The sequence below is a fragment of the Sphingomonas sp. genome (assembly GCF_031361285.1).
Lineage (GTDB): Bacteria > Pseudomonadota > Alphaproteobacteria > Sphingomonadales > Sphingomonadaceae > Sphingomicrobium.
Genome location: NZ_JANMCO010000018.1, coordinates 74961 through 94705, shown reverse-complemented (window position 1 = coordinate 94705; position 19745 = coordinate 74961). Strand labels below are relative to the sequence as shown.

Annotated in this window: 18 protein-coding genes; 9 read left to right on the top strand and 9 right to left on the bottom strand. The window is 64.8% G+C overall.

Annotated features, from left to right (window positions below; genetic code table 11):
• Positions 1-324 (bottom strand): class I SAM-dependent methyltransferase (locus RMO25_RS02360; protein WP_309660998.1); only part of this gene is annotated, 324 nt, incomplete at its 3' end.
• 123 nt (positions 325-447) lie between these two features.
• Between RMO25_RS02360 and RMO25_RS02355 the strand changes: the two genes are divergently transcribed.
• The 5 genes from RMO25_RS02355 to RMO25_RS02335 are packed head-to-tail and all read left to right on the top strand — an operon-like array spanning position 448 to position 5119.
• Positions 448-1209, top strand: a complete 762-nt coding sequence (locus RMO25_RS02355; protein ID WP_309660997.1) for an SDR family oxidoreductase — start codon at positions 448-450, stop codon at positions 1207-1209.
• Positions 1206-2015, top strand: coding sequence for an enoyl-CoA hydratase family protein (locus RMO25_RS02350; protein WP_309660996.1), 810 nt, complete (start codon positions 1206-1208; stop codon positions 2013-2015). The genes RMO25_RS02355 and RMO25_RS02350 overlap by 4 nt, the downstream gene beginning before the upstream one ends.
• Positions 2008-3159, top strand: coding sequence for an acyl-CoA dehydrogenase family protein (locus RMO25_RS02345; protein WP_309660995.1), 1152 nt, complete (start codon positions 2008-2010; stop codon positions 3157-3159). Before RMO25_RS02350 ends, RMO25_RS02345 begins: the two co-directional genes overlap by 8 nt.
• On the top strand, positions 3156-3548 hold the full coding sequence (locus RMO25_RS02340; protein ID WP_309660994.1) for a RidA family protein: 393 nt from the start codon (positions 3156-3158) through the stop codon (positions 3546-3548). The genes RMO25_RS02345 and RMO25_RS02340 overlap by 4 nt, the downstream gene beginning before the upstream one ends.
• Complete coding sequence (locus RMO25_RS02335) at positions 3545-5119, top strand: AMP-binding protein (protein WP_309660993.1); 1575 nt, start codon at positions 3545-3547, stop codon at positions 5117-5119. The genes RMO25_RS02340 and RMO25_RS02335 overlap by 4 nt, the downstream gene beginning before the upstream one ends.
• Here the strand turns inward: RMO25_RS02335 and RMO25_RS02330 are convergent.
• The 7 genes from RMO25_RS02330 to RMO25_RS02300 form a co-directional block, all read right to left on the bottom strand.
• Positions 5116-5511 carry a hypothetical protein gene (locus tag RMO25_RS02330; protein ID WP_309660992.1) on the bottom strand — a complete coding sequence of 132 codons (396 nt, stop codon included), beginning with the start codon at positions 5509-5511 and terminating at the stop codon, positions 5116-5118. The two genes, RMO25_RS02335 and RMO25_RS02330, sit on opposite strands and share 4 nt — an antisense overlap.
• Before the next feature lie 23 nt (positions 5512-5534).
• Positions 5535-7556 carry an acetyl/propionyl/methylcrotonyl-CoA carboxylase subunit alpha gene (locus RMO25_RS02325; protein ID WP_309660991.1) on the bottom strand — a complete coding sequence of 674 codons (2022 nt, stop codon included), beginning with the start codon at positions 7554-7556 and terminating at the stop codon, positions 5535-5537.
• On the bottom strand, positions 7556-7816 hold the full coding sequence (locus RMO25_RS02320) for a hypothetical protein (protein ID WP_309660990.1): 261 nt from the start codon (positions 7814-7816) through the stop codon (positions 7556-7558). Before RMO25_RS02320 ends, RMO25_RS02325 begins: the two co-directional genes overlap by 1 nt.
• Positions 7813-10062: a methylmalonyl-CoA mutase gene (gene scpA, locus RMO25_RS02315; protein ID WP_309660989.1), complete on the bottom strand. Its 2250-nt coding sequence runs from the start codon at positions 10060-10062 to the stop codon at positions 7813-7815. Before scpA ends, RMO25_RS02320 begins: the two co-directional genes overlap by 4 nt.
• A gap of 142 nt (positions 10063-10204) precedes the next feature.
• Positions 10205-10615 (bottom strand): methylmalonyl-CoA epimerase, encoded by a 411-nt coding sequence (mce, locus tag RMO25_RS02310; RefSeq protein ID WP_309660988.1) that lies wholly within the window; start codon positions 10613-10615, stop codon positions 10205-10207.
• 99 nt (positions 10616-10714) lie between these two features.
• Positions 10715-11176, bottom strand: a complete 462-nt coding sequence (locus RMO25_RS02305) for an OsmC family protein (protein WP_309660987.1) — start codon at positions 11174-11176, stop codon at positions 10715-10717.
• Between the two features lie 457 nt (positions 11177-11633).
• Positions 11634-13160 (bottom strand): acyl-CoA carboxylase subunit beta, encoded by a 1527-nt coding sequence (locus tag RMO25_RS02300; RefSeq protein WP_309661002.1) that lies wholly within the window; start codon positions 13158-13160, stop codon positions 11634-11636.
• 322 nt (positions 13161-13482) lie between these two features.
• Here RMO25_RS02300 and RMO25_RS02295 point away from each other — a divergent pair, with 322 nt between their 5' ends.
• Genes RMO25_RS02295 through RMO25_RS02285 form a run of 3 tightly spaced genes read left to right on the top strand, consistent with a single transcriptional unit; the run spans position 13483 to position 17890 of the window.
• Positions 13483-14571: a glycosyltransferase gene (locus RMO25_RS02295; RefSeq protein WP_309660986.1), complete on the top strand. Its 1089-nt coding sequence runs from the start codon at positions 13483-13485 to the stop codon at positions 14569-14571.
• Complete coding sequence (gene glf / locus RMO25_RS02290) at positions 14568-15734, top strand: UDP-galactopyranose mutase (RefSeq protein ID WP_309660985.1); 1167 nt, start codon at positions 14568-14570, stop codon at positions 15732-15734. Before RMO25_RS02295 ends, glf begins: the two co-directional genes overlap by 4 nt.
• Positions 15731-17890 carry a family 1 glycosylhydrolase gene (locus RMO25_RS02285; protein ID WP_309660984.1) on the top strand — a complete coding sequence of 720 codons (2160 nt, stop codon included), beginning with the start codon at positions 15731-15733 and terminating at the stop codon, positions 17888-17890. The genes glf and RMO25_RS02285 overlap by 4 nt, the downstream gene beginning before the upstream one ends.
• A 4-nt stretch (positions 17891-17894) precedes the next feature.
• Here the strand turns inward: RMO25_RS02285 and pyk are convergent, their stop codons facing one another.
• Entirely contained in the window at positions 17895-19373 is a 1479-nt protein-coding gene (pyk, locus tag RMO25_RS02280) for a pyruvate kinase (protein WP_309660983.1), read from the bottom strand.
• Between the two features lie 128 nt (positions 19374-19501).
• On the opposite strand from pyk, the gene RMO25_RS02275 reads away from it, so the two are divergent.
• A complete protein-coding gene (locus RMO25_RS02275; protein WP_309661001.1) occupies positions 19502-19744 on the top strand; it encodes a DUF2312 domain-containing protein in 243 nt (80 codons plus the stop codon).
• The last annotated feature ends 1 nt before the right edge of the window (position 19745 follow it).

The following is a 19745-nucleotide window of genomic DNA, read 5'->3' as shown; positions in this document are numbered from 1 at the left end:
GCTGACCACGCGGTCGAACTTGCCGTCTTCGATCGATTCGAGGCTACTCGCATCGCCTTCCTCGAATTTGATGTTGCTGAGGCCAGCCGCTTCGGCCCGACGGTTGCCGGCGGCAACAAGATTGGCGGCGATGTCCACCCCGGTGACGTCGGCCCCGCGCTCGGCGGCGGGCAGCGCAGTGGTGCCGTCACCGCAGCCCAGGTCGAGCACTTTTTCGCCCGCGCCGATTCCGATCCGGTCGACCAGCTCGGCGCCACTTTGGCGCATGCAATCGGCGATTCGCGTGAAGTCGCCCTTCTCCCACAAGGCCTTGTTGGCGTTCATTACGTTCTCCATTGATGATCGTCGTCGGGCATACGCTTATGCGGTCGCGCTTTCCACTCAGGCGCGGTTGCCAGTCCCGTCGTGCTAGGCCAATCTGCGCACTGGGGAACAAGGGGACGTCTGATGGGCTGGGCAAGTGGCAAGCATGCGCTGATTACCGGCGGCGGCACCGGGATCGGGGCGTCGGCGGCGACCCATCTCCACGCGGCGGGCGCCAAACTGTCGCTGCTCGGCCGCCGGCGCGAACCGCTCGACAAGATCGCCGCGATCGTTGGCGGCACCGCCGTGCAGTGCGACGTCACCGACCGCGCCGCGATCGAGCGGGCATTTGACGAGGCGCGGGCTGCTAACGGCCCGATCGACCTGCTGGTCGTCAACGCCGGCATCGCCGAGAGCGCGCCGTTCGCGAAAATGACCCGCGACAGCTGGGACCGGATTATCGCGACCAACTTGACCGCCGCCTTCGACTGCACCCAGGCGGCGATCCAGGACCTGCTCGCCAGCGACAATGGCCGCCTGGTCTATGTCGCCTCGGTGGCGAGCCTGCGCGGCGTTCCCTATGCCGCGCATTATGCGGCGTCGAAGCACGGGCTGCTGGGCTTGATGCGCAGCCTCGCTGCCGAATATGCCAAGACCAATCTCACCGTGAACGCGGTTTGCCCCGGCTATGTCGACACGCCGATGACCAACCAGTCGATCGCCCGCGTGTCCGAGATTACCGGCCGCAGCGAAGAGCAAGCGCGCGATGCGATCACCAACATGAATGCCAGCGGCCGCCTCGTGCATCCCGATGGCATCGGCACCATGATCCTGACCCTGTGCCTGCCGCAAAGCCGCGACGTGAACGGGGCGGCGGTGACCATCGACGGCGGAACCGCCGCGTGACCTTCGACCCCGCGAATTTCGCGCCGGAGCATTTCCGGTGGGAGTTCGCGGGCGGCGTCGCGACGGTCACGCTCAACCGGCCCGAGCGCAAGAATCCGCTGACCTTCGACAGCTATGCCGAGCTGCGCGACATGTTTCGCGCGCTGGTCGATGCGCGCGCGGTCAAATGCATCGTCCTGACCGGAGCGGGCGGCAATTTCTGTTCGGGCGGCGACGTCCACGAAATCATCGGCCCGCTGACCAAAATGGATTCCGGCGGGCTGCTCGAATTCACTCGCATGACCGGCGATCTGGTGAAGGCGATGCGCGCCTGCCCGCAGCCGATCGTCGCCGCGGTCGAGGGCGTCTGCGCCGGCGCCGGCGCGATCCTGGCGATGGCCAGCGACCTGCGGCTGGCCGCCCCTAACGCCAGGACCGCCTTCCTGTTCACGCGCGTCGGCCTGTCGGGCGCCGACATGGGCGCGTGCGCGATCCTGCCGCGGATCATCGGCCACGGTCGCGCCGCCGAATTGCTGTTCACCGGGCGCAGCATGAGTGCCGAAGAAGGCCTCGCGTGGGGCTTCTTCAACCGCCTTTCCGACCACGTGCTGGCCGAGGCCAAAGCCCTGGCGGCCGATCTCGCCAACGGGCCATCGCTTGCGCACGCGGTCACCAAGCGCCAGCTCGACGCCGAATGGGCGGTGCCGATCGACGCCGCGATCGACATGGAAGCCGAAGCCCAGGCGCAACTGATGGCCACCAAGGATTTCAAGCGCGCCTACGAAGCGTTCGCGGCCAAACGCACGCCGGAGTTTCAGGGTGACTGATACCAGCTGGCCATTCTTCGAAGCCCTCCACCGCGCGCTGGCCGAAAAGCTCGAAATATGGTGCGCGGCGAACGCGACCGACACGCACGGTGACGATATCGATGCCGAATGCCGGTCGCTCGTTCGCGCGCTGGGCGACGCGGGTTTCCTCAAGCTGTGCGTAGGCGACGGCGACAAGCCGCCCGACGTACGCAGCCTGGCAATCGCGAGAGAAACGCTGGCCAGGTATTCGGGGCTCGCCGATTTCACCTTCGCGATGCAGGGACTCGGTTCGGGTGCGATCAGCCTCGCTGGCAGCGCCAGGCAGAAGAAGACTTGGCTCCCCAAGGTGGCATCGGGCGAGGCGATTGCAGCCTTCGCGCTGACCGAGCCCGAGTGTGGGTCGGACGCCGCTAACCTCGCGATGACGGCCCGCCGCGATGGAAGCGCGTGGCGTCTCGACGGCGAGAAGACCTACATCTCAAACGGCGGCATCGCGGATTTCTACGTCACCTTTGCCCGGACCGGCGAAGGGGATGGCGCCAAGGGCTTGTCGGCATTCATCGTTCCCGCCGACACACCCGGCCTGAATGTAGTCGAGCGCATCGAGGTGATCGCGCCCCACCCGCTCGCTCGTCTGAAGTTCGAAGGCGCGCACGGCGACCTGATCGGTGAACCCGGACAAGGCTTTGCGATCGCCATGCAGACCCTCAATCTTTTCCGGGTGACGGTCGGGGCAGCGGCGCTCGGTTTCGCCCGCCGCGCGCTCGATGAAGCGCTGGGCTTTGCTTCCACCCGTAAGCTCGGCGCTGGCACGCTGGTCGACAATGCGGTGACCCAGGCCAATCTCGCCGACATGGCGGTCAGCGTCGATGCGTCCGCAGCTTTGGTCTATCGCGCCGCTTGGCAACAAGACGTCGGCGACAAGGACAACCGCCGCGCCGCCGCGATGGCCAAGCTGTACGCCACGGAAGCCGCGCAACGAGTCATCGACGCGGCGGTGCAGATGCATGGCGGCCTCGGCGTGACCAAAGGCGCCAAAGTGGAGGAACTGTACCGCGAGGTCCGCGCACTTCGGATTTACGAGGGCGCATCCGAGGTGCAACGCCAAATCATCGCCCGCGACCTGCTCAAGGAACATTCGCTCAAGGATCAAATCCGATGAAGACCCTGCTGCCGCCCGGCTGGCCGCGACCCAAGGGCTATTCGAACGGCATTTCCGCCACCGGACGGATGATCTTCACCGCCGGCGTGGTCGGCTGGGACGAAACTGAGAATTTCCCGTCGCATCGCCTGGTCGACCAGTTCGCGCAGGTGTTGCGCAACACCCTTGCCATCCTCGCCGAGGATGGCGCCGGCCCCGAACATATCGTCCGCATGACCTGCTACATCACCAACCGCACCGACTATTTGTCGCAGCGCGACGAGCTCGCGCCGGTGTGGAAGTCGATCATGGGCGCCAATTATCCAGCGATGGCGCTGGTCGAGGTCAAGGCGCTGATCGAGCATGCGGCGGTGGTCGAGATCGAAACCACGGCGGTGGTGCCAGAGTGAGCGACCGGTTCGTCGAGGACCGTTTGCCCCCGCCGGACCAGCTTCCGGACTTTCGCTTGCTCGATTATCCGCAGCAGTTGAACGCAGCGGCGGAACTGCTCGCCGGCGGCGCGCCGGACGCGCTGGCAATCGTCAACGCACATGGCCGTTGGACCTATGCCGAGCTCGATGATTTCTCGGGCCGCATCGCGCGGCTGCTGGTCGAGGAGGAAGGGCTGATCCCCGGCAACCGTGTGCTGTTGCGCGGGCCGAACGGCTACACCATGTTCGCCGCCTGGCTCGGCATGTTGAAGGCCGGCGGCGTGGTGGTCGCGACCATGCCTTTGCTCCGCCCGGGCGAGATCGCCACCGTGATCGACCGCGCCCAGATCAGCCACGCCATCGTCGACAGCCGCTTCATCGGTGACTTTCGGCAAGCGATGGACCAGACGCATTTCGTCAAGCACCTGGTCAAATATGACGGCGACTACGGGCATGGCGAGCTCGAGACGCGCTGCGCCGCCCTCGATCCCCTGCCCGCGCGCGCCACCGCCTGCGATGACCCGGCGCTGATCGCTTTCACCAGCGGCACTACCGGCGTGCCCAAGGGCTGCGTCCATTTCCACCGCGACATCCTTGCCCCGTGCGATACCTTCGCCAAGCATCTGGTTGGCTACCAGCCCGGCGACATTGTCATGACTTCGGCGCCGATCGCCTTCACTTTCGGGCTGGGCGTAACCCTCTTGTTCCCGCTCCGCTTCGGCGCGGCGACGGCGACCATCGAGCAAGGCGGTCCGCCGCTCGTGCTCGACGCGATCGCGCAATTCGGCGTCACCCACCTCGCCACCGCGCCGACGGCGTATAAGGCGATGCTGTCGCAACCGTCGCTCGACGCGGCGCTCAAAACGCTGCGCCATTGCATCTCGGCCGGCGAGCATTTGCCCGCGGCAACCTGGACCGCGTGGAAAGATCGCACCGGCATCGCCATCACCGACGGCATCGGCGCCACCGAAATGATGCATATCTTTGTCTCGGCGGCGGGCGACGACATCCGCCCCGGCGCGACCGGCAAGGCGGTGCCCGGCTACGAGGCCACGGTGCTCGACCCAGAGGGCAATCCACTCACCGAGGGCGAAGGCCGCCTGGCGATCAAGGGCCCGACCGGCTGCCGCTACCTCGATGACCCGCGCCAAGCCGACTATGTCGCGGGCGGCTGGAACGTCACCGGCGACACCTTCGCCAAGGACTCTGACGGCTATTTTTGGTACGTCGCGCGCAACGACGACATGATCGTCAGCTCGGGCTACAACATCGGCGCACCCGAAGTGGAGAACGCCTTGCTGTCCCACCCCGCCGTTGCCGAATGCGCGGTGATCGGCGTGCCGTGTCCGGAGCGCGGGCAGAAGGTGAAGGCGTTCGTGGTGCTCGCCGATTTCGCGACGCCTAGCGACGAGCTGGCCGAAAAGCTTCAAGCCTTCGTCAAAGACCAGATCGCCCCCTACAAATATCCGCGCGCAATCGAGTTCGTGGACAGCCTGCCGAAGACCGCCACAGGCAAGCTCAGGCGGAGCGAGCTTAGGACCTGTGTCTAAGAGGGTGGTGTTCCTGGTGGCACGGGCCACTCTCGCCAAACATCTTTGATACCCTCGGCGCACTGACCGAACTCGCCGCATTGCAGGTGCTGGTCGAAAAGATCCCTCACCCTCTCAACCGTCGTGCAACTGGCGCCCATCTCCGTTTCTAGTTGCACCTGAATGCGCGGATTATCGATCTTTCCGATCTCGCCCAGTTGCTTAGACATCTCGGCGAGCGAAATGGGTTTGCCGTTTTGATAGAGATTCGAATTGCGGTCGATCTCAAACGAGATTCGCGGTGTTTCCAATCCACATTCAATGCAATGAGGCTTCTGCCAATTAGCCCTGGGCGCGGCGCAAGCTGAAACATCGGCTGGCGACCGTGAACAAGCAGTCAGGGCAATTGCCAAGATGCAGACAGTAAGAATCCGGCTCACTCAAACTCGACGATGATTTGATCGACGGCGAGGCTGTCGCCGGGCTTGGCGGGGGTCGCCTTGACCGTCGCGCCGCGGTCTGCGCGGAGGATATTCTCCATCTTCATCGCCTCCATCACCGCGACCGGCTGGCCGGGCTCGACCGTGTCGCCGACCTTGACGTCTAGCCGCGTCAGCAGTCCCGGCATCGGCGCCAGCAGCAGCCGCGACAGGTCCGGCGGGACCTTCTCGATCATGTGCTTCGACAGCTCCGCGACGTGCGGTGCCAGCACTTGTACCTGGTGTGATTGGCCGCGCGTCTGCAGTTCCCATGCGCGGCCGACGCGGCGAACCTGGACGATCCGCGGGCGCCCGTCGACGGCCGCGATGAGCAGCCGCTGCCCCGGCGTCCAGCGGCCGATAATGTCGATCAGCTCGCCGTCATCCAGTACCGCCAGCGTGCCGCCGTCATAGGGTTTGATCCGCACGCGATGGTCGGCGCCGGCGATCCGTACGATGCGCTCCGACGGCAGATCGATCGTGTCGCCCAGCTGGCCGTCGATTTCGGCCGCGCGGGCGTCGGTGATCGCGCCGACCATGCCAGCCAGCACGGCGAGATCCTGCACCAGCTCCGCGTCCGCCGGGGCGCCGTGAAATCCGTCGGGAAATTCGTCGGCGATAAAATCGGTCGCGAGGTCGCCACGCCGAAAGCGCGGGTGCTGCATCAGGGCGGAGAGGAAATCGACATTGTCGGAAATGCCGTCGATGACGAACTGGTCGAGCGCCGCAATTTGCGCATCGATCGCGCCCACGCGGTCCGGCGCCCAGGTGATCAGTTTGGCGATCATCGGGTCGTAGAACATGCTGATCTCGCCGCCGTCGGCGACCCCGTCGTCGACGCGGACTCTCGGCCTCCCCTCCCTTCCAGGGAGGGGAGTAGGTTTCGGCGGTTGATATCGGATGAGCCGCCCCGTGCTGGGCAAGAACCCGCGGTACGGGTCTTCCGCATAGACCCGCGTTTCGACCGCCCAGCCGTAGAGTTTCACGTCCTTCTGACCGAAGCTCAGTTTCTCGCCGGCGGCGACGCGGATCATCTGCTCGACCAGGTCGAGGCCGGTCACCTCCTCGGTCACCGGATGCTCGACCTGCAGCCTTGTGTTCATCTCGAGAAAGTAAAAGCTCTTGCCGCTCTTGTCGGCGCCGTTGACGATCAGCTCGACCGTGCCGGCGCTATAATAGCCGACCGCCTTGGCCAGCGCGACCGCCTGCTCGCCCATGCTTTTGCGCATCGGCGGGGTGACGAACGGCGACGGCGATTCCTCGACGACCTTCTGGTTGCGGCGCTGGATCGAGCATTCGCGCTCGCCAAGATAGAGGACGGTGCCGTGCTGGTCGCCGAGCACCTGGATTTCGATGTGGCGCGGGGCTTCGATGAATTTCTCGATAAACACGCGATCGTCGCCGAAGCTGGCCAGCCCCTCGCGCTTGACGCTGTCGAACCCCTCGCGCACGTCCTTTTCGGCGTACGCCAGCCGCATGCCCTTGCCGCCGCCACCGGCCGACGCCTTGATCATCACCGGATAGCCGATGTCCTTGGCGATCTTCACCGCTTCGGCGGTCGTCGCGATGTCGCCGAGATAGCCCGGCACGATGTTGACCCCCGCTTTCTGCGCCAGCTTCTTGGATTCGATCTTGTCGCCCATCGCCGCGATGGCTTTTGGCGGCGGACCGATGAAGACGATGTTCGCTTTGGCGAGTGCTTTCGCGAAACTCTCGCGCTCGGAGAGAAAGCCGTACCCCGGATGCACCGCCTCGGCCCCCGTCGCCTTGCACGCATCGATGATCAGCTCGGCCTTAAGGTAGCTTTCGCTCGCCGGCGCCGGCCCCAGCCGCACCGCCTCGTCGGCCATCCTGACGTGCGGCGCGCGCGCATCGGCGTCGGAATAAACCGCGACGGTCGCGATCCCCATGCGCCTGGCGGTGCGGATCACCCGGCACGCAATCTCCCCGCGGTTGGCGATCAGGATCTTTTTGAACATTACTTCGATTTCACCTGATTGCCCCGCCACAGTCCCCACCGCGCATATGCTGTGAACAGCGCGAAGCTTAGCACTGTGACGATTGCGGCAATCTTGGCCAAGCGGGGCACCAGAAAGCTTGGCTGGACGTGATTGATGAGGCCTCCTGCAATGCCGGCCAGCAGAACGGCCAGCGTGATGCCGATTGTCCCTCGGAGCCCTTCGACCGCGCTGTAGCGCCAAGCCTTCGCCGACATGAACTCTGTGATTCGACTGCTCACTTCGCCGCCTCGTCCATCGGCGGGCGGTTATGCCCGAGCAGGCGCAGCACCTCGTCGGCGGCGTCGGCGAGGTTGGTGCCGGGGCCGAAGATCGCCTGGACGCCGGCTGCCCGCAACATCGCATAATCCTGCGGCGGGATGACGCCACCGGCGACGACCTTGATGTCGGCGCGGCCCATGTCTTTCAGCGCGGCGATCAGCTCGGGGACCAAAGTCTTGTGGCCGGCCGCGAGGGTCGAGGCGCCGACGACGTCGACTTGCCTTTCGACCGCCATTTCCGCTGCCTCGCGCGGGGTCTGGAACAAGGGGCCGGGGATCACCTCAAACCCCAGATCGGTGAAGGCGGACGACACCAGATTGGCGCCGCGGTCGTGGCCGTCCTGGCCCATCTTGGCGACCATGATCCGGGGCTTGCGGCCGAGCCGTTCGGCGACCGCCATCGTTCCCTCGACCGCCGCTTGCCAGCGCGGATCGCCGCGCGCCTTGCCGTAGATCCCGCGAACCGGCTCAGGCACCGTCCCGTAGCGGCCGAACGCGCGCTCGAGCGCGTCGGATATCTCGCCGAGGCTGCACCGAACCCGCGCCGCGTTGACGGAGAGAGCCAACAGATTCGATCCTCCCCGGGACGGGGAGGTGGCAGGCCGTTGGCCTGACGGAGGGGGGTTGGAGCCCTGCACGCCGCCCCCTCCACCATGTTCCACATGGTCCCCCTCCCCGTTCCGGGGAGGATTTCTGGCCGCTGCTTCCAGCGCATCCAGCGCCGCGCGAACCTGCGCTTCGTCACGGCTCACCCGCATCCGCTCCAGCCGCGCAATCTGGCCGCTGCGCACCTTGGCCGTGTCGACCTCGAGATAGTCGTGCTCTTCTTCCTCGGCCAGGCGATAGCGGTTGACGCCGACGATCACCGTCTCGCCGATGTCGACCTTGGCCGCGCGGGCCGCCGCCGCTTCCTCGATCCGGTGCTTGGGCAAGCCTTCGGCGACCGCCTTGGTCATGCCGCCGTGGGCCTCGACTTCCTCGATCAGCGCCCACGCATGCTCTTCCAGCTCACGCGTCAACGCCTCGACATACCAGCTGCCGCCCAACGGATCGGCGACCGCGGTGACGCCGCTCTCCTCGGCCAGGATCAGCTGCGTGTTGCGGGCGATGCGGGCGGAGAAATCGGTCGGCAGCGCGATCGCTTCGTCGAAGCTGTTGGTGTGCAACGATTGCGTGCCGCCGAGCACCGCGGCCAGCGCCTCCACCGTGGTGCGGACGATATTGTTGTACGGGTCCTGCTCGGTCAGGCTGACGCCCGATGTCTGGCAGTGGGTGCGCAGTAGCTTCGATTTCTCGTTCTTGGCGCCAAGGTCGGTCATGATCCGCGCCCACAGGGTCCGCGCGGCGCGCAGCTTGGCGACTTCCATGAACAGGTTCATGCCGATGCCGAAGAAGAAGCTCAGCCGCGGCGCGAAATCATCGACGTCGAGCCCGTCGGCGATCGCCACCCGGACATATTCCATGCCGTCGGCGAGCGTGTAGGCGAGCTCCTGCACCGCCGTCGCCCCGGCCTCGTGCATGTGATAGCCGCTGATCGAGATCGAGTTGAACTTGGGCATCTCGGCGGCGCAATAAGCAATCACGTCCGACACGATCCGCATCGAGGGTTCGGGCGGGTAAATGTAGGTGTTGCGGACCGCGAACTCCTTCAGAATGTCGTTCTGGATGGTGCCAGTCAGCGCATCGAGCGGCACGCCCTGCTCCTCGCCGGCGACGATGTAGAAGGCCATGATCGGCAGCACCGCGCCGTTCATCGTCATGCTGACCGACATTTCGCCCAAGGGAATGCCGTCGAACAGCAATTTCATGTCCTCGACGCTGTCGATCGCGACGCCCGCCATGCCGACGTCGCCGGCGACGCGCGGATTGTCGCTGTCATAGCCGCGGTGGGTGGCGAGATCGAAGGCGACGCTGAGCCCTTTCTGCCCGGCGGCGAGATTGCGACGGTAGAAAGCGTTGGAGTCCTCGGCGGTCGAGAAACCGGCATATTGGCGGATAGTCCACGGCCGCCCGGCGTACATCGTCGCATAGGGCCCGCGGGTGTAGGGCGGCAGGCCGGGGAAGCCGCTGTAGACCGCCGCCGCGTCGGCGGGCCCGTAGACGGTTTTCAACGCAATGCCCTCAAGCGTCGCGCGCGCCAGATCCCGCCCCCGCGCTTCCTTCGCGGCGAGCGTCTCCCAGTCCTGACGCGTCGGCTTGTCGGTCATGCACCCATTTCCCCTCTCCCCGGCGGGGAGAGGATACGAAGACTTACCAGCTTGCTGGTTAGTCGAAGTTGGTGAGGGGGCTAGGACATTTCCGAAAAAGTCGGAACCCCCTCACCCAACCTCTCCCCGCCGGGGAGAGGGGCTAGCGTGGCGTCTCCATGATCTCAGTCAGGACTCCACCCATGTCCTTGGGGTGGACGAAGAACACCAAAGTCCCGTGCGCGCCGATCCGCGGTTCGCCGAGCACGTGGGCGCCCCTGGTTTCGAACTCGGCCTTGGCGGCGTGGATGTCGGGGACTTCGAAGCAGACATGATGCTGCCCGCCGAGAGGATTTTTCTCGAGGAACTTCACAATCGGCGAGTCCGCCCCCAGCGGCTCGATCAACTCGATCTGCGCATTCGGCGTATCGACAAAGCACACGCGCACCCCCTGCGCCGGCAAGTCGAACGCCGGCCCATGCGGTTCCGCGCCGAACATGGTCCGATACATCGCCAGGCTCGCCTCGATAGAAGGCGTCGCGATCCCGACATGGTTCAATCGTCCCAGACTCATGACAATCCTCTTCGTCGCCCTCGCGGAAGCGGGGGTCCCGCTTCTTGCCTTCAATAGCGGAAAAGAAAAGTGGGATTCCCGCTTTCGCGGGAATGACGATCAGTGTTCCACCGTCACCTTGCTCGTCACAGAATTGGCGATGAAGCAGGCGTCGTGCGCCTTGTGGTGAAGCTCGGCGAGCGCGGCGGCGTCGGGCGCCAAGTCGTCGCCCCAGGCGATGTTCGGGCGCAGCGTCACGCGGGTGATGGCTATGCGCCCTTCGGCATTCTTCTCCATCACCCCTTCGGCGCGGTCCTCATAGCGGTCGACGACGAAACCCGCCCGCCGCGCGAAATCGAGCAGGAACAGCATGTGGCAGCTCGACAGCGAGGCGATGAAAGCTTCCTCGGGATCGACCCCGGCCTCGTCGGAATAGGGCTTGGGCACGACGTGCGGGCTGGCCGAAGCCGGCACCACCGCCCCGCCGTCGAACGCCCACTCATGCGCGCGGCTGTAGCGTCCCGCCGCGAAGGCGTCGTCGGCGCCGCGCTTCCAGCGGATCGTGGCGGTGTAGGTGCTCATTTTACAAACCTCCGCAGCTCGGGGACGTGCAAGCCAGTGTGTTGATGAATCTCATCCACCATCTCTTGCAATTCGGCCAAGGACAGATGACGCAAGCTGATCAGAATTGAACGTCCATCCCGAGCCCTAACTTCCAATTCACTGACGGGACGGCCCGCCGCAGCTCGCCTCCATGAATGTGATGCGCTGACGCATTCGATCTCGGAGTACAATATGCACTGAGATTGCTTGTCGACGGTGACCGCGCAGATCGCCCTATCATCATACCAGACACGCTGCCGAGTTTGAGTCCAGAGGAGTGCACCACCGAGGAACGTCCACAAAGCTAGGATTTCAACGAAGCCCGGCCATCCTTCGTCGACACGACCCGGCCCGATCCAAATAATCCCGCCGTACCCTAGCACAAAGACGAAAAGCCAAAGCTTGGCGGCGTGGCCGAAGCGACTGACCTTTCGCCTCAGAGCGGAATATTGTCGTGCTTCTTCCACGGATTTTCCAATTGCTTGTCGCGCAATCTGCGTAGTCCCAGCGCCACCCTCTTCCGCGTCGAGTGCGGCATAATGACGTCGTCGATGAAGCCCATGCTCGCGGCCACGAACGGGTTGGCGAAGCGCTCTTCATATTCGGCGGTGTGCTCGGCGATTTCCTTCGCCGTCTTGCCGCGGAAGATGATCTCGACCGCGCCTTTCGCCCCCATCACCGCGATCTCGGCGGTCGGCCAGGCATAGTTCAAATCGCCGCGCAAATGCTTGCTCGCCATCACGTCATAAGCCCCGCCATAGGCCTTGCGGGTGATCACGGTGATCTTGGGCACCGTCGCTTCGGCATAAGCGAACAGCAATTTGGCGCCGTGCTTGATGATGCCGTGATGTTCCTGCGCGACGCCGGGGAGGAAGCCGGGGACGTCGACCAAAGTCAGGATCGGGATGTCGAACGCGTCGCAAAACCGCACGAAGCGCGCGCCCTTTTTCGATGAGTTGATGTCGAGGCAGCCCGCGAGCACCATCGGCTGGTTGGCGACGACCCCGACGGTGCGCCCTTCGATTCGGCAGAAGCCGATGATGATGTTGGCGGCGTGGGCCGGCTGCAATTCGAAAAAGTCGCCCTCATCGGCGACTTTGCGGATCAGTTCGTGCATGTCGTACGGCGTCGCGGCGGACGGCGGCACCAGCGTGTCGAGGCTGTCCTCGATGCGATCCCAAGGGTCGGTGCACGGCCGCTCGGGCACGTCGTGGCGGTTGGACAGCGGCAGGAAATCGAAGAACTCGCGGGTCGCCTGCAGCGCGTCGATGTCATTGTCGAACGCCACATCGGCGACGCCCGACTTGGTGGTGTGGGTGACGGCGCCGCCAAGCTCCTCCTGGGTGACGACCTCGTTGGTCACGGTCTTGACCACCTCCGGCCCGGTGACGAACATGTAGCTTGAATCCTTCACCATGAAGATGAAGTCGGTCATCGCCGGCGAATAAACCGCGCCGCCGGCGCACGGGCCCATGATCAGCGACAGCTGCGGGACGACGCCCGAAGCGAGCACGTTGCGCTGGAACACCTCGGCATAGCCAGCGAGGCTGGCGACGCCTTCCTGGATGCGCGCACCGCCGCTGTCATTCAAGCCAATGACCGGCGCGCCGACCTTCATCGCCGCGTCCATCACCTTGCAGATCTTCTGCGCGTGACGCTCGCTCAAGCTGCCGCCGAACACGGTGAAATCCTGCGCGAAGACGAACAGCAGCCGGCCGTTGATGGTGCCCGAACCGGTGACCACGCCGTCGCCGGGGATCTTCTGCGTCTCCATACCGAAATCGGAGCAATTATGCTCGACGAACATGCCGGTTTCTTCGAAGCTGCCGGGATCGAGCAGGACCGACAGGCGCTCGCGCGCGGTCAGCCGGCCTTTGGCATGCTGCGCTGCAATACGCTTGGCGCCGCCGCCGAGCTTCGCCAGTTCGCGGCGTTTTTCGAGTTCCTCGATCGTTGTCGCCATGTTTTCCCGTTCAACGAGCGCTTGCAAGGCCGACTTCCTTCCATGTGGCGGCCATTAGGTCAATCAGCGGCGTTGGTGTATGCTGCACTGCACAATCACCGTTCGTCGCAATCTTGCCCGAGCCTGCGGAACTGCAACCGGCGCCTGTCCGTTGGACAGATAGGTTTCTAACATCAGAGGGAATAATCGAGAAATGCTCAATCACGTCGGGATGTCAGATGGTTCGTTTGCCGATCCCTCGCCGCGGGATACGGACCGCCAGAACCTGATCTGTTTCTCGCACTTGCGGTGGGATTTTGTTTTCCAGCGTCCGCAGCATCTGATGAGCGGCTTCGCCGCCGACATGCCGGTGGTGTTCTGGGAAGAGCCGTTCGACATCGACGCCGACGATCCCGCGTTCCTCCAGGTCCGCGAGGCCGAGGGCTTTCCGGGCGTCCGCATTGCCGTCCCGCACCTTCCCCGCGGGATCAGCGATGAGCAGCGCGCGGCGAGCCTGAAGGGCCTGCTCGACGGCTTTGTCTCCACACTCAGCCGGCCGCTGATCGCCTGGTATTACACGCCGATGATGCTGACCTTCTCGCGGCATCTCGACGCCGACGTACTGGTCTATGACTGCATGGACGAGCTATCGAAATTCCGCTTCGCGCCCGAAGGCTTGCTCAATCTCGAACAGGAGCTGATCGCCCGGGCCGATTTGGTCTTCACCGGTGGATCGAGCTTGTTCGAAGCCAAGAAGGACCGCCACCACAGCGTCCATCTGTTCCCGTCGTCGGTCGATCGCGCCCATTTCGGCAAGGCCCGCACGACGATCGACGATCCCGCCGACCAGGCTTTACTGCCGCATCCGCGCCTCGGTTTCTTCGGCGTGCTCGATGAGCGGTTCGACATCGACCTGCTCGATCGCGCCGCCGAGTTGCGCCCATCATGGTCGTTCGTCATGGTTGGCCCGGTGGTCAAGATCTCGCCCGAGGAGCTGCCGCGGCGCCCGAACATCCATTATCTCGGGCCCAAGACCTATGCCGAGCTGCCGGCCTATCTCGGCGGCTGGGACATCGCGCTAATGCCGTTCGCGATGAATGAATCGACCCAATTCATCTCGCCGACCAAGACCCCCGAATATCTCGCCGGTGGCAAGCCGGTGGTGTCGACTCCGGTCAAGGATGTGGTGCGCCATTACGGCCAGCTCGAAGGCGTGCAGATCGCCAGCGACGCCGACAGCTTTGTCGCCGCCTGCGAGACCGCGCTTGCGCTTGCCAGCGACCGCGGCGGCGCGTGGCTCGGGGAGGCTGACCTGCTGCTATCCGCGACCAGCTGGCACACCGCCCAGGCGCGCATGGCGGGCCTGGTTGCCGAAGTCCTCGGCGAACACACGGGCACCGTGACGCCGGCTCTGCTAGTGGCGGCGGAATGAGCTTCGTTCACCAACCCAAGGGACGTTACGACTATCTGATCGTCGGCGCTGGTTTCGCCGGCTCGGTGCTGGCCGAGCGCCTGGCCAATGAGCACAAGGCGCGCGTGTTGCTGATCGATCGTCGCGATCACATCGGCGGCAACGCTTATGACGAGCTCGATGAAGCCGGCATCCTGTATCACAAATATGGGCCGCACATCTTCCACACCAACAGCGATCAGGTGGTCGACTATCTGTCGCAATTCACCGCATGGCGGCCGTACGAGCATCGCGTGCTGGCGCAGGTGCGCGGGCAGCTGGTGCCGATCCCGATCAACCGCACGACCTTGAACATGCTGTTCGACGCCGGCCTCGAGACCGACGACGAAGCCGCCGCTTTCCTCGCCGCGCGCGCTGAGCCGGTCGCGGATATCCGAACCTCGGAGGATGTCGTCGTCAACGCCATCGGGCGCGAGCTCTACGAGCTGTTCTTCCACGGCTATACGCGCAAGCAATGGGGCATCGATCCGAGCCTGCTCGACAAGCAGGTGACCCAGCGCATCCCGACCCGGACCAACACCGACGACCGCTATTTCGGCGATACGTTCCAGGCGATGCCGAAAGACGGCTACACCGCGATGTTCAAGACGATGCTGGCCAATCCGCTGATCGAGCGCCGGCTCGGTACCGATTACCGCGGCGTTCGTGGGCAAGTTGACGCCGGTCACCTAATCTTCACCGGCCCGATCGACGAATATTTCGATTTCCGCTTCGGCAAGCTGCCCTACCGGAGTTTGCGGTTCGATCACCGCATCCTCGACCAGCAACAGTATCAGCCGGTCGCGGTGGTCAATTATCCGTCGCCCGACACGCCCTACACGCGGATCAGCGAGTATAAGCATCTGACCGGCCAGACCCACGCGAAGACCAGCATCACTTATGAATATCCGGCGGCGGAGGGCGATCCTTATTATCCGATCCCGCGGCCCGAGAATGAAGAGCTGTTCAAGCGCTACCAGGCGCTCGCCGACGCGACCCCGGGCGTCACTTTCGTCGGCCGGCTGGCGACCTATCGTTATTACAACATGGACCAGATCGTCGGCCAGGCGCTGGCGACGTTCCGCAAGATGGACGACAAGCGACGGCTTGGAGGGCCGCAGGAGTCTGCGGTCGCGGCCGCATGATCACGGGCGGCGCCGGCGCGCCGCTGGAGCTGTGGGGCGGGGTCGAGTGCACCGTCGTCCGGATCGGCGATGATTATCGCAACCAGCTGATCGACACCGGCCACGCATCGCGGATGAGCGATCTCGACGCGATGGCCGAACTTGGCATCAAGGCGGTGCGCTATCCGATCCTGTGGGAGACGATTGCGCCGGAAACCCCGACCGAGCTCGATTTTGACTGGCACGATGCGCGGCTGGACCGGCTGCGCGAGCTTGGCATCAGAGTCATTGGCGGGCTCGTCCACCACGGTTCCGGACCGCGCTACACCCATTTGCTCGATCCGAATTTTCCGACGCTGCTCGCGGACTTTGCCGCCAAAGTGGCGCAGCGATATCCGTGGATCGATACTTGGACGCCGGTCAATGAACCGCTGACCACGGCGCGCCTGTCGTGCCTGTACGGGCATTGGCACCCGCACCTTCGCGACATCGATGCGACCTTCCGCGCGACCGTCATCCAGTGCCTTGGGATCGCCCGCGCCATGAGCGCGATCCGAGGCGTCAATCCCAACGCGCAGCTGCTCGCCACCGAGGACATCGGCAAGACTTTCGCGACCGACGAACTGGCCTATCAGGCGGAGCATGAGAATGATCGCCGCTGGCTCAGCCTCGACCTGCTCGCCGGGCGCGTTGTGGACGGTCATCCGTTTTATCGCTGGCTGCTTGAAGGCGCGACCACCCAGGCCGAACTCGATGAACTCGCCGCCGGGGCTGGCATGCCCGACATCATCGGGTTCGACCATTATCTGACCAGCGAGCGTTTCCTCGACGACCGCGTCGATCGCTATCCGGGCGTCGAGGCCGGGTCGAATGGCGGGCACGCTTACGTCGATGTCGAGGCGACGCGGATCGACCAGTTAAGGCCGCAGCTGGGCCCGGCAGCGCGGCTGCGCGAGACCTGGGAGCGCTACGGCATCCCGATCGCGGTGACCGAAGTCCACCATGGCTGCACGCGCGAGGAGCAGGTACGCTGGCTGCACGAGATGTGGCGCGCGGTTGAAGCCGAACGTGCCCACGGCGCCGACATTCGCGCGGTGACGTTGTGGGCGTTGTTCGGCGTGGTCGACTGGCGTTCGCTGCTGACCCGCCGCGAAGGCGCTTATGACGTCGGCGCGTTCGATACCCGCGCGCCGTCGCCGCGACCGACCCTGGTCGCGAAGGCGGCGGCCAAGCTCGGGCGGGGCGAGGCGTTCGACCATCCGTTGCTCGACCTGCCGGGCTGGTGGAAGCGTCCCGGCCGAACGCTCGCCCGGCCGCGCTACGACACGATGCCGGCGGGCTCGGCGACCGCGCGACCGATCCTGATCATTGGCGCGACCGGGACGCTCGGCCAGGCGTTTGCAAGGATCTGCGCGCACCGCGGCCTCGCGCACGTGCTGACTGGCCGCGCCGAACTGGACATCACCGACGAAGCGTCGATCGCCGCCGCGCTCGCGCGCATCAAGCCGTGGGCGATCATCAATACCGCCGGTTTCGTCCGCGTCGCCGATGCGGAAGCGCAGTCCGACGAATGTTTCCGGATCAACGCCACCGGCCCAGAATTGCTGGCGCGAGCCTGCGCCTTACACGGTATGCCGCTGGTGACCTTCTCGTCTGACCTGGTGTTCGACGGCCAGCTAGGCCGGTCGTACATCGAGCCCGACCTGACCGGCCCAGCCAACGCCTACGGCCGCAGCAAGGTCGAAGCCGAAGCGCGGTTATTGGGAATTGATAGCGACGCGCTGATCATCCGCACCAGCGCCTTCTTTGGCCCGTGGGACCGCTCCAATTTCCTGTTCGACACCATCGAGCGCTTGAAGCGTGGAGAAGACGTCGTCGCGTCCGACCAGACGGTCGTCACGCCAACCTATGTCCCCGACCTGGTCCACGCGACGCTCGACCTGCTGCTCGATGACGAGAAAGGCATTTGGCACCTGACCAATCAGGGCGCGGTGAGCTGGCACGATCTCGCCCGCGAAATCGCCGGCATGGCCGATGTCAGCCCGGACCGGGTGCGGGTCGCGGACAATGCCAGTCCATCCGACACCAGCCTGACCAGCAATCGCGGTTTGCTCCTGCGGCCGCTCGGCCAGGCGCTGGGCGATTTCGTCGAGCATTCGGAAACGCTGCGCCGCTAGGATTTCAGTGTTGCGCTGAGTCCTTGCTGGCTACATGCCGTTCGAGCTCGTCGCCGACCAGCCGGACGACGTGGATCACGTTGGTTGACCCGGCGGTCCCGAACGGCACGCCGGCCATCAGCACGACGCGATCACCGCCTTCGGCAATCCGGTGCCGCAAGGCCATGCGCTTGGCCTTGGCGACCATCTCCTCGAAGCTCGACACGTCGCGCGTGTGGACCGCGTGGACGCCCCACAAGATGCCCAACCGCCGGGCAGTGGTCAGCGATGCTGTCATCGCCAACAACGGCACCGCCGGGCGTTCGCGGGCGATCCGCCGCGCGGTCGATCCGGAGCTGGTGTAGCAGACCATTGCGGTGGCGGAGACGGTGCTGGCGATATGCCGTGCGGAACCAGCCAGCGCGTCGGCGGTGGTCGGCTCCAGCCGGGTCGGGGTGAAATGGATGCGCGCCGGATAGATCGGGTCGCGCTCGGCGCTCGACGCGATCCGGTCCATCATCGCCACCGCCTCGCGCGGATACTGGCCGGCGGCACTCTCGGCTGACAGCATGACGGCGTCGGCGCCATCGTAAATCGCGGTCGCGACATCGCTGACTTCGGCCCGGGTCGGGGTCGGCGAAATGATCATCGATTCGAGCATCTGGGTCGCCACCACCACCGGCTTCCCATAATGCCGGGCACAGGCGATGATCCGATTTTGCAGCGGCGGCACTGCCTCGGGCGGCAGCTCCACGCCAAGATCGCCGCGCGCGACCATCACCGCGTCGGCCAATGCGACGATGTCTTCCAACTGGTCGATCGCCGCCGGCTTCTCGATTTTGGCCAGCAGCGATGCCTTCTCGCCAATCAGCTCCCGGGCTTCGGCGACGTCCTCCGGCCGCTGGACAAACGACAAGGCAATCCAATCGGCTTTTTGCTCGAGCGCGAAGGCGAGGTCGACGCGATCCTTTTCGGTCAATGCCGGGATCGGCACCAGCACATCGGGGACGTTGACGCCCTTATTGTCAGAGACCTTGCCGCCGACTTCGACCTTGGTGACGATCGTCCGGTCGTCGACCTCGATCGCTTGCAAGCGCACCTTGCCGTCGTCGATCAGGATGCGGTTGCCGGGGCGGATGGTGCCGAATAGTTCGGGATGCGGCAGCTCAACCCGATCCGGACCGCCGAGGCCGCGCTTGTCATCGAGGGTGAAGCGGTCGCCGGTCTTGAGGATCGTCGATCCACCCTTGAACCGGCCGACCCGAAGCTTGGGGCCCTGCAAGTCAAACATGATCGTCGTCGGGTGCTTCAATTCCTTTTCGAGCGCGCGAATGATGGCGACGAGCTTGGCTTTCTGAGCGTGGTCGCCGTGGCTCATGTTGATCCGGAACGCATCCGCTCCAGCCAGCACCAGTTTGCGGATCATCGCCGGGGTGCTCGACGCCGGGCCGAGCGTCGCCAGAATCTTCACCTTGCGCGAACGCGGTGTGAACACGTCGGTCACTAAAGTCCTTTCCACGCATTTTCGCGGCGGCTTGGCCATAACCTCTTGAGGCCAGCGTTCAACCCGGCTTGAGCCGGCGCACCGCCTCGCCTAGAGCCGCCGTTCAACCTGAATCGGAGAGTTTGTTTATGGCGGAAGGCACCGTCGCGGCTGATCAGCTGCGGCTATTCATCGAGCGCATCGAGCGGCTGGAAGAAGAGAAAAAGGCAATAGCCGACGACATTCGCGATGTCTATTCGGAGGCCAAGGCCAATGGCTACGACACCAAGATCATGCGGATGATCGTTCGCCTGCGGAAGATGGAAACCCATACCCGCCAGGAAATGGATGCGTTGCTGGATACCTATCGCACCGCGCTCGGGCTGGCCTAAG

Bases quoted from the DNA above. Each gene is read 5' to 3' on its own strand.
- RMO25_RS02300 (WP_309661002.1), bottom strand. From the start codon at position 13,160: ATGGCGACAACGATCGAGGAACTCGAAAAACGCCGCGAACTGGCGAAG.
- RMO25_RS02285 (WP_309660984.1), top strand. From the start codon at position 15,731: ATGATCACGGGCGGCGCCGGCGCGCCGCTGGAGCTGTGGGGCGGGGTC.
- scpA (WP_309660989.1), bottom strand. From the start codon at position 10,062: ATGACCGACAAGCCGACGCGTCAGGACTGGGAGACGCTCGCCGCGAAG.
- RMO25_RS02340 (WP_309660994.1), top strand. From the start codon at position 3,156: ATGAAGACCCTGCTGCCGCCCGGCTGGCCGCGACCCAAGGGCTATTCG.
- RMO25_RS02355 (WP_309660997.1), top strand. From the start codon at position 448: ATGGGCTGGGCAAGTGGCAAGCATGCGCTGATTACCGGCGGCGGCACC.
- RMO25_RS02305 (WP_309660987.1), bottom strand. From the start codon at position 11,176: ATGAGCACCTACACCGCCACGATCCGCTGGAAGCGCGGCGCCGACGAC.
- RMO25_RS02295 (WP_309660986.1), top strand. From the start codon at position 13,483: ATGAGCGGCTTCGCCGCCGACATGCCGGTGGTGTTCTGGGAAGAGCCG.
- RMO25_RS02275 (WP_309661001.1), top strand. From the start codon at position 19,502: ATGGCGGAAGGCACCGTCGCGGCTGATCAGCTGCGGCTATTCATCGAG.
- mce (WP_309660988.1), bottom strand. From the start codon at position 10,615: ATGAGTCTGGGACGATTGAACCATGTCGGGATCGCGACGCCTTCTATC.
- glf (WP_309660985.1), top strand. From the start codon at position 14,568: ATGAGCTTCGTTCACCAACCCAAGGGACGTTACGACTATCTGATCGTC.
- RMO25_RS02325 (WP_309660991.1), bottom strand. From the start codon at position 7,556: ATGTTCAAAAAGATCCTGATCGCCAACCGCGGGGAGATTGCGTGCCGG.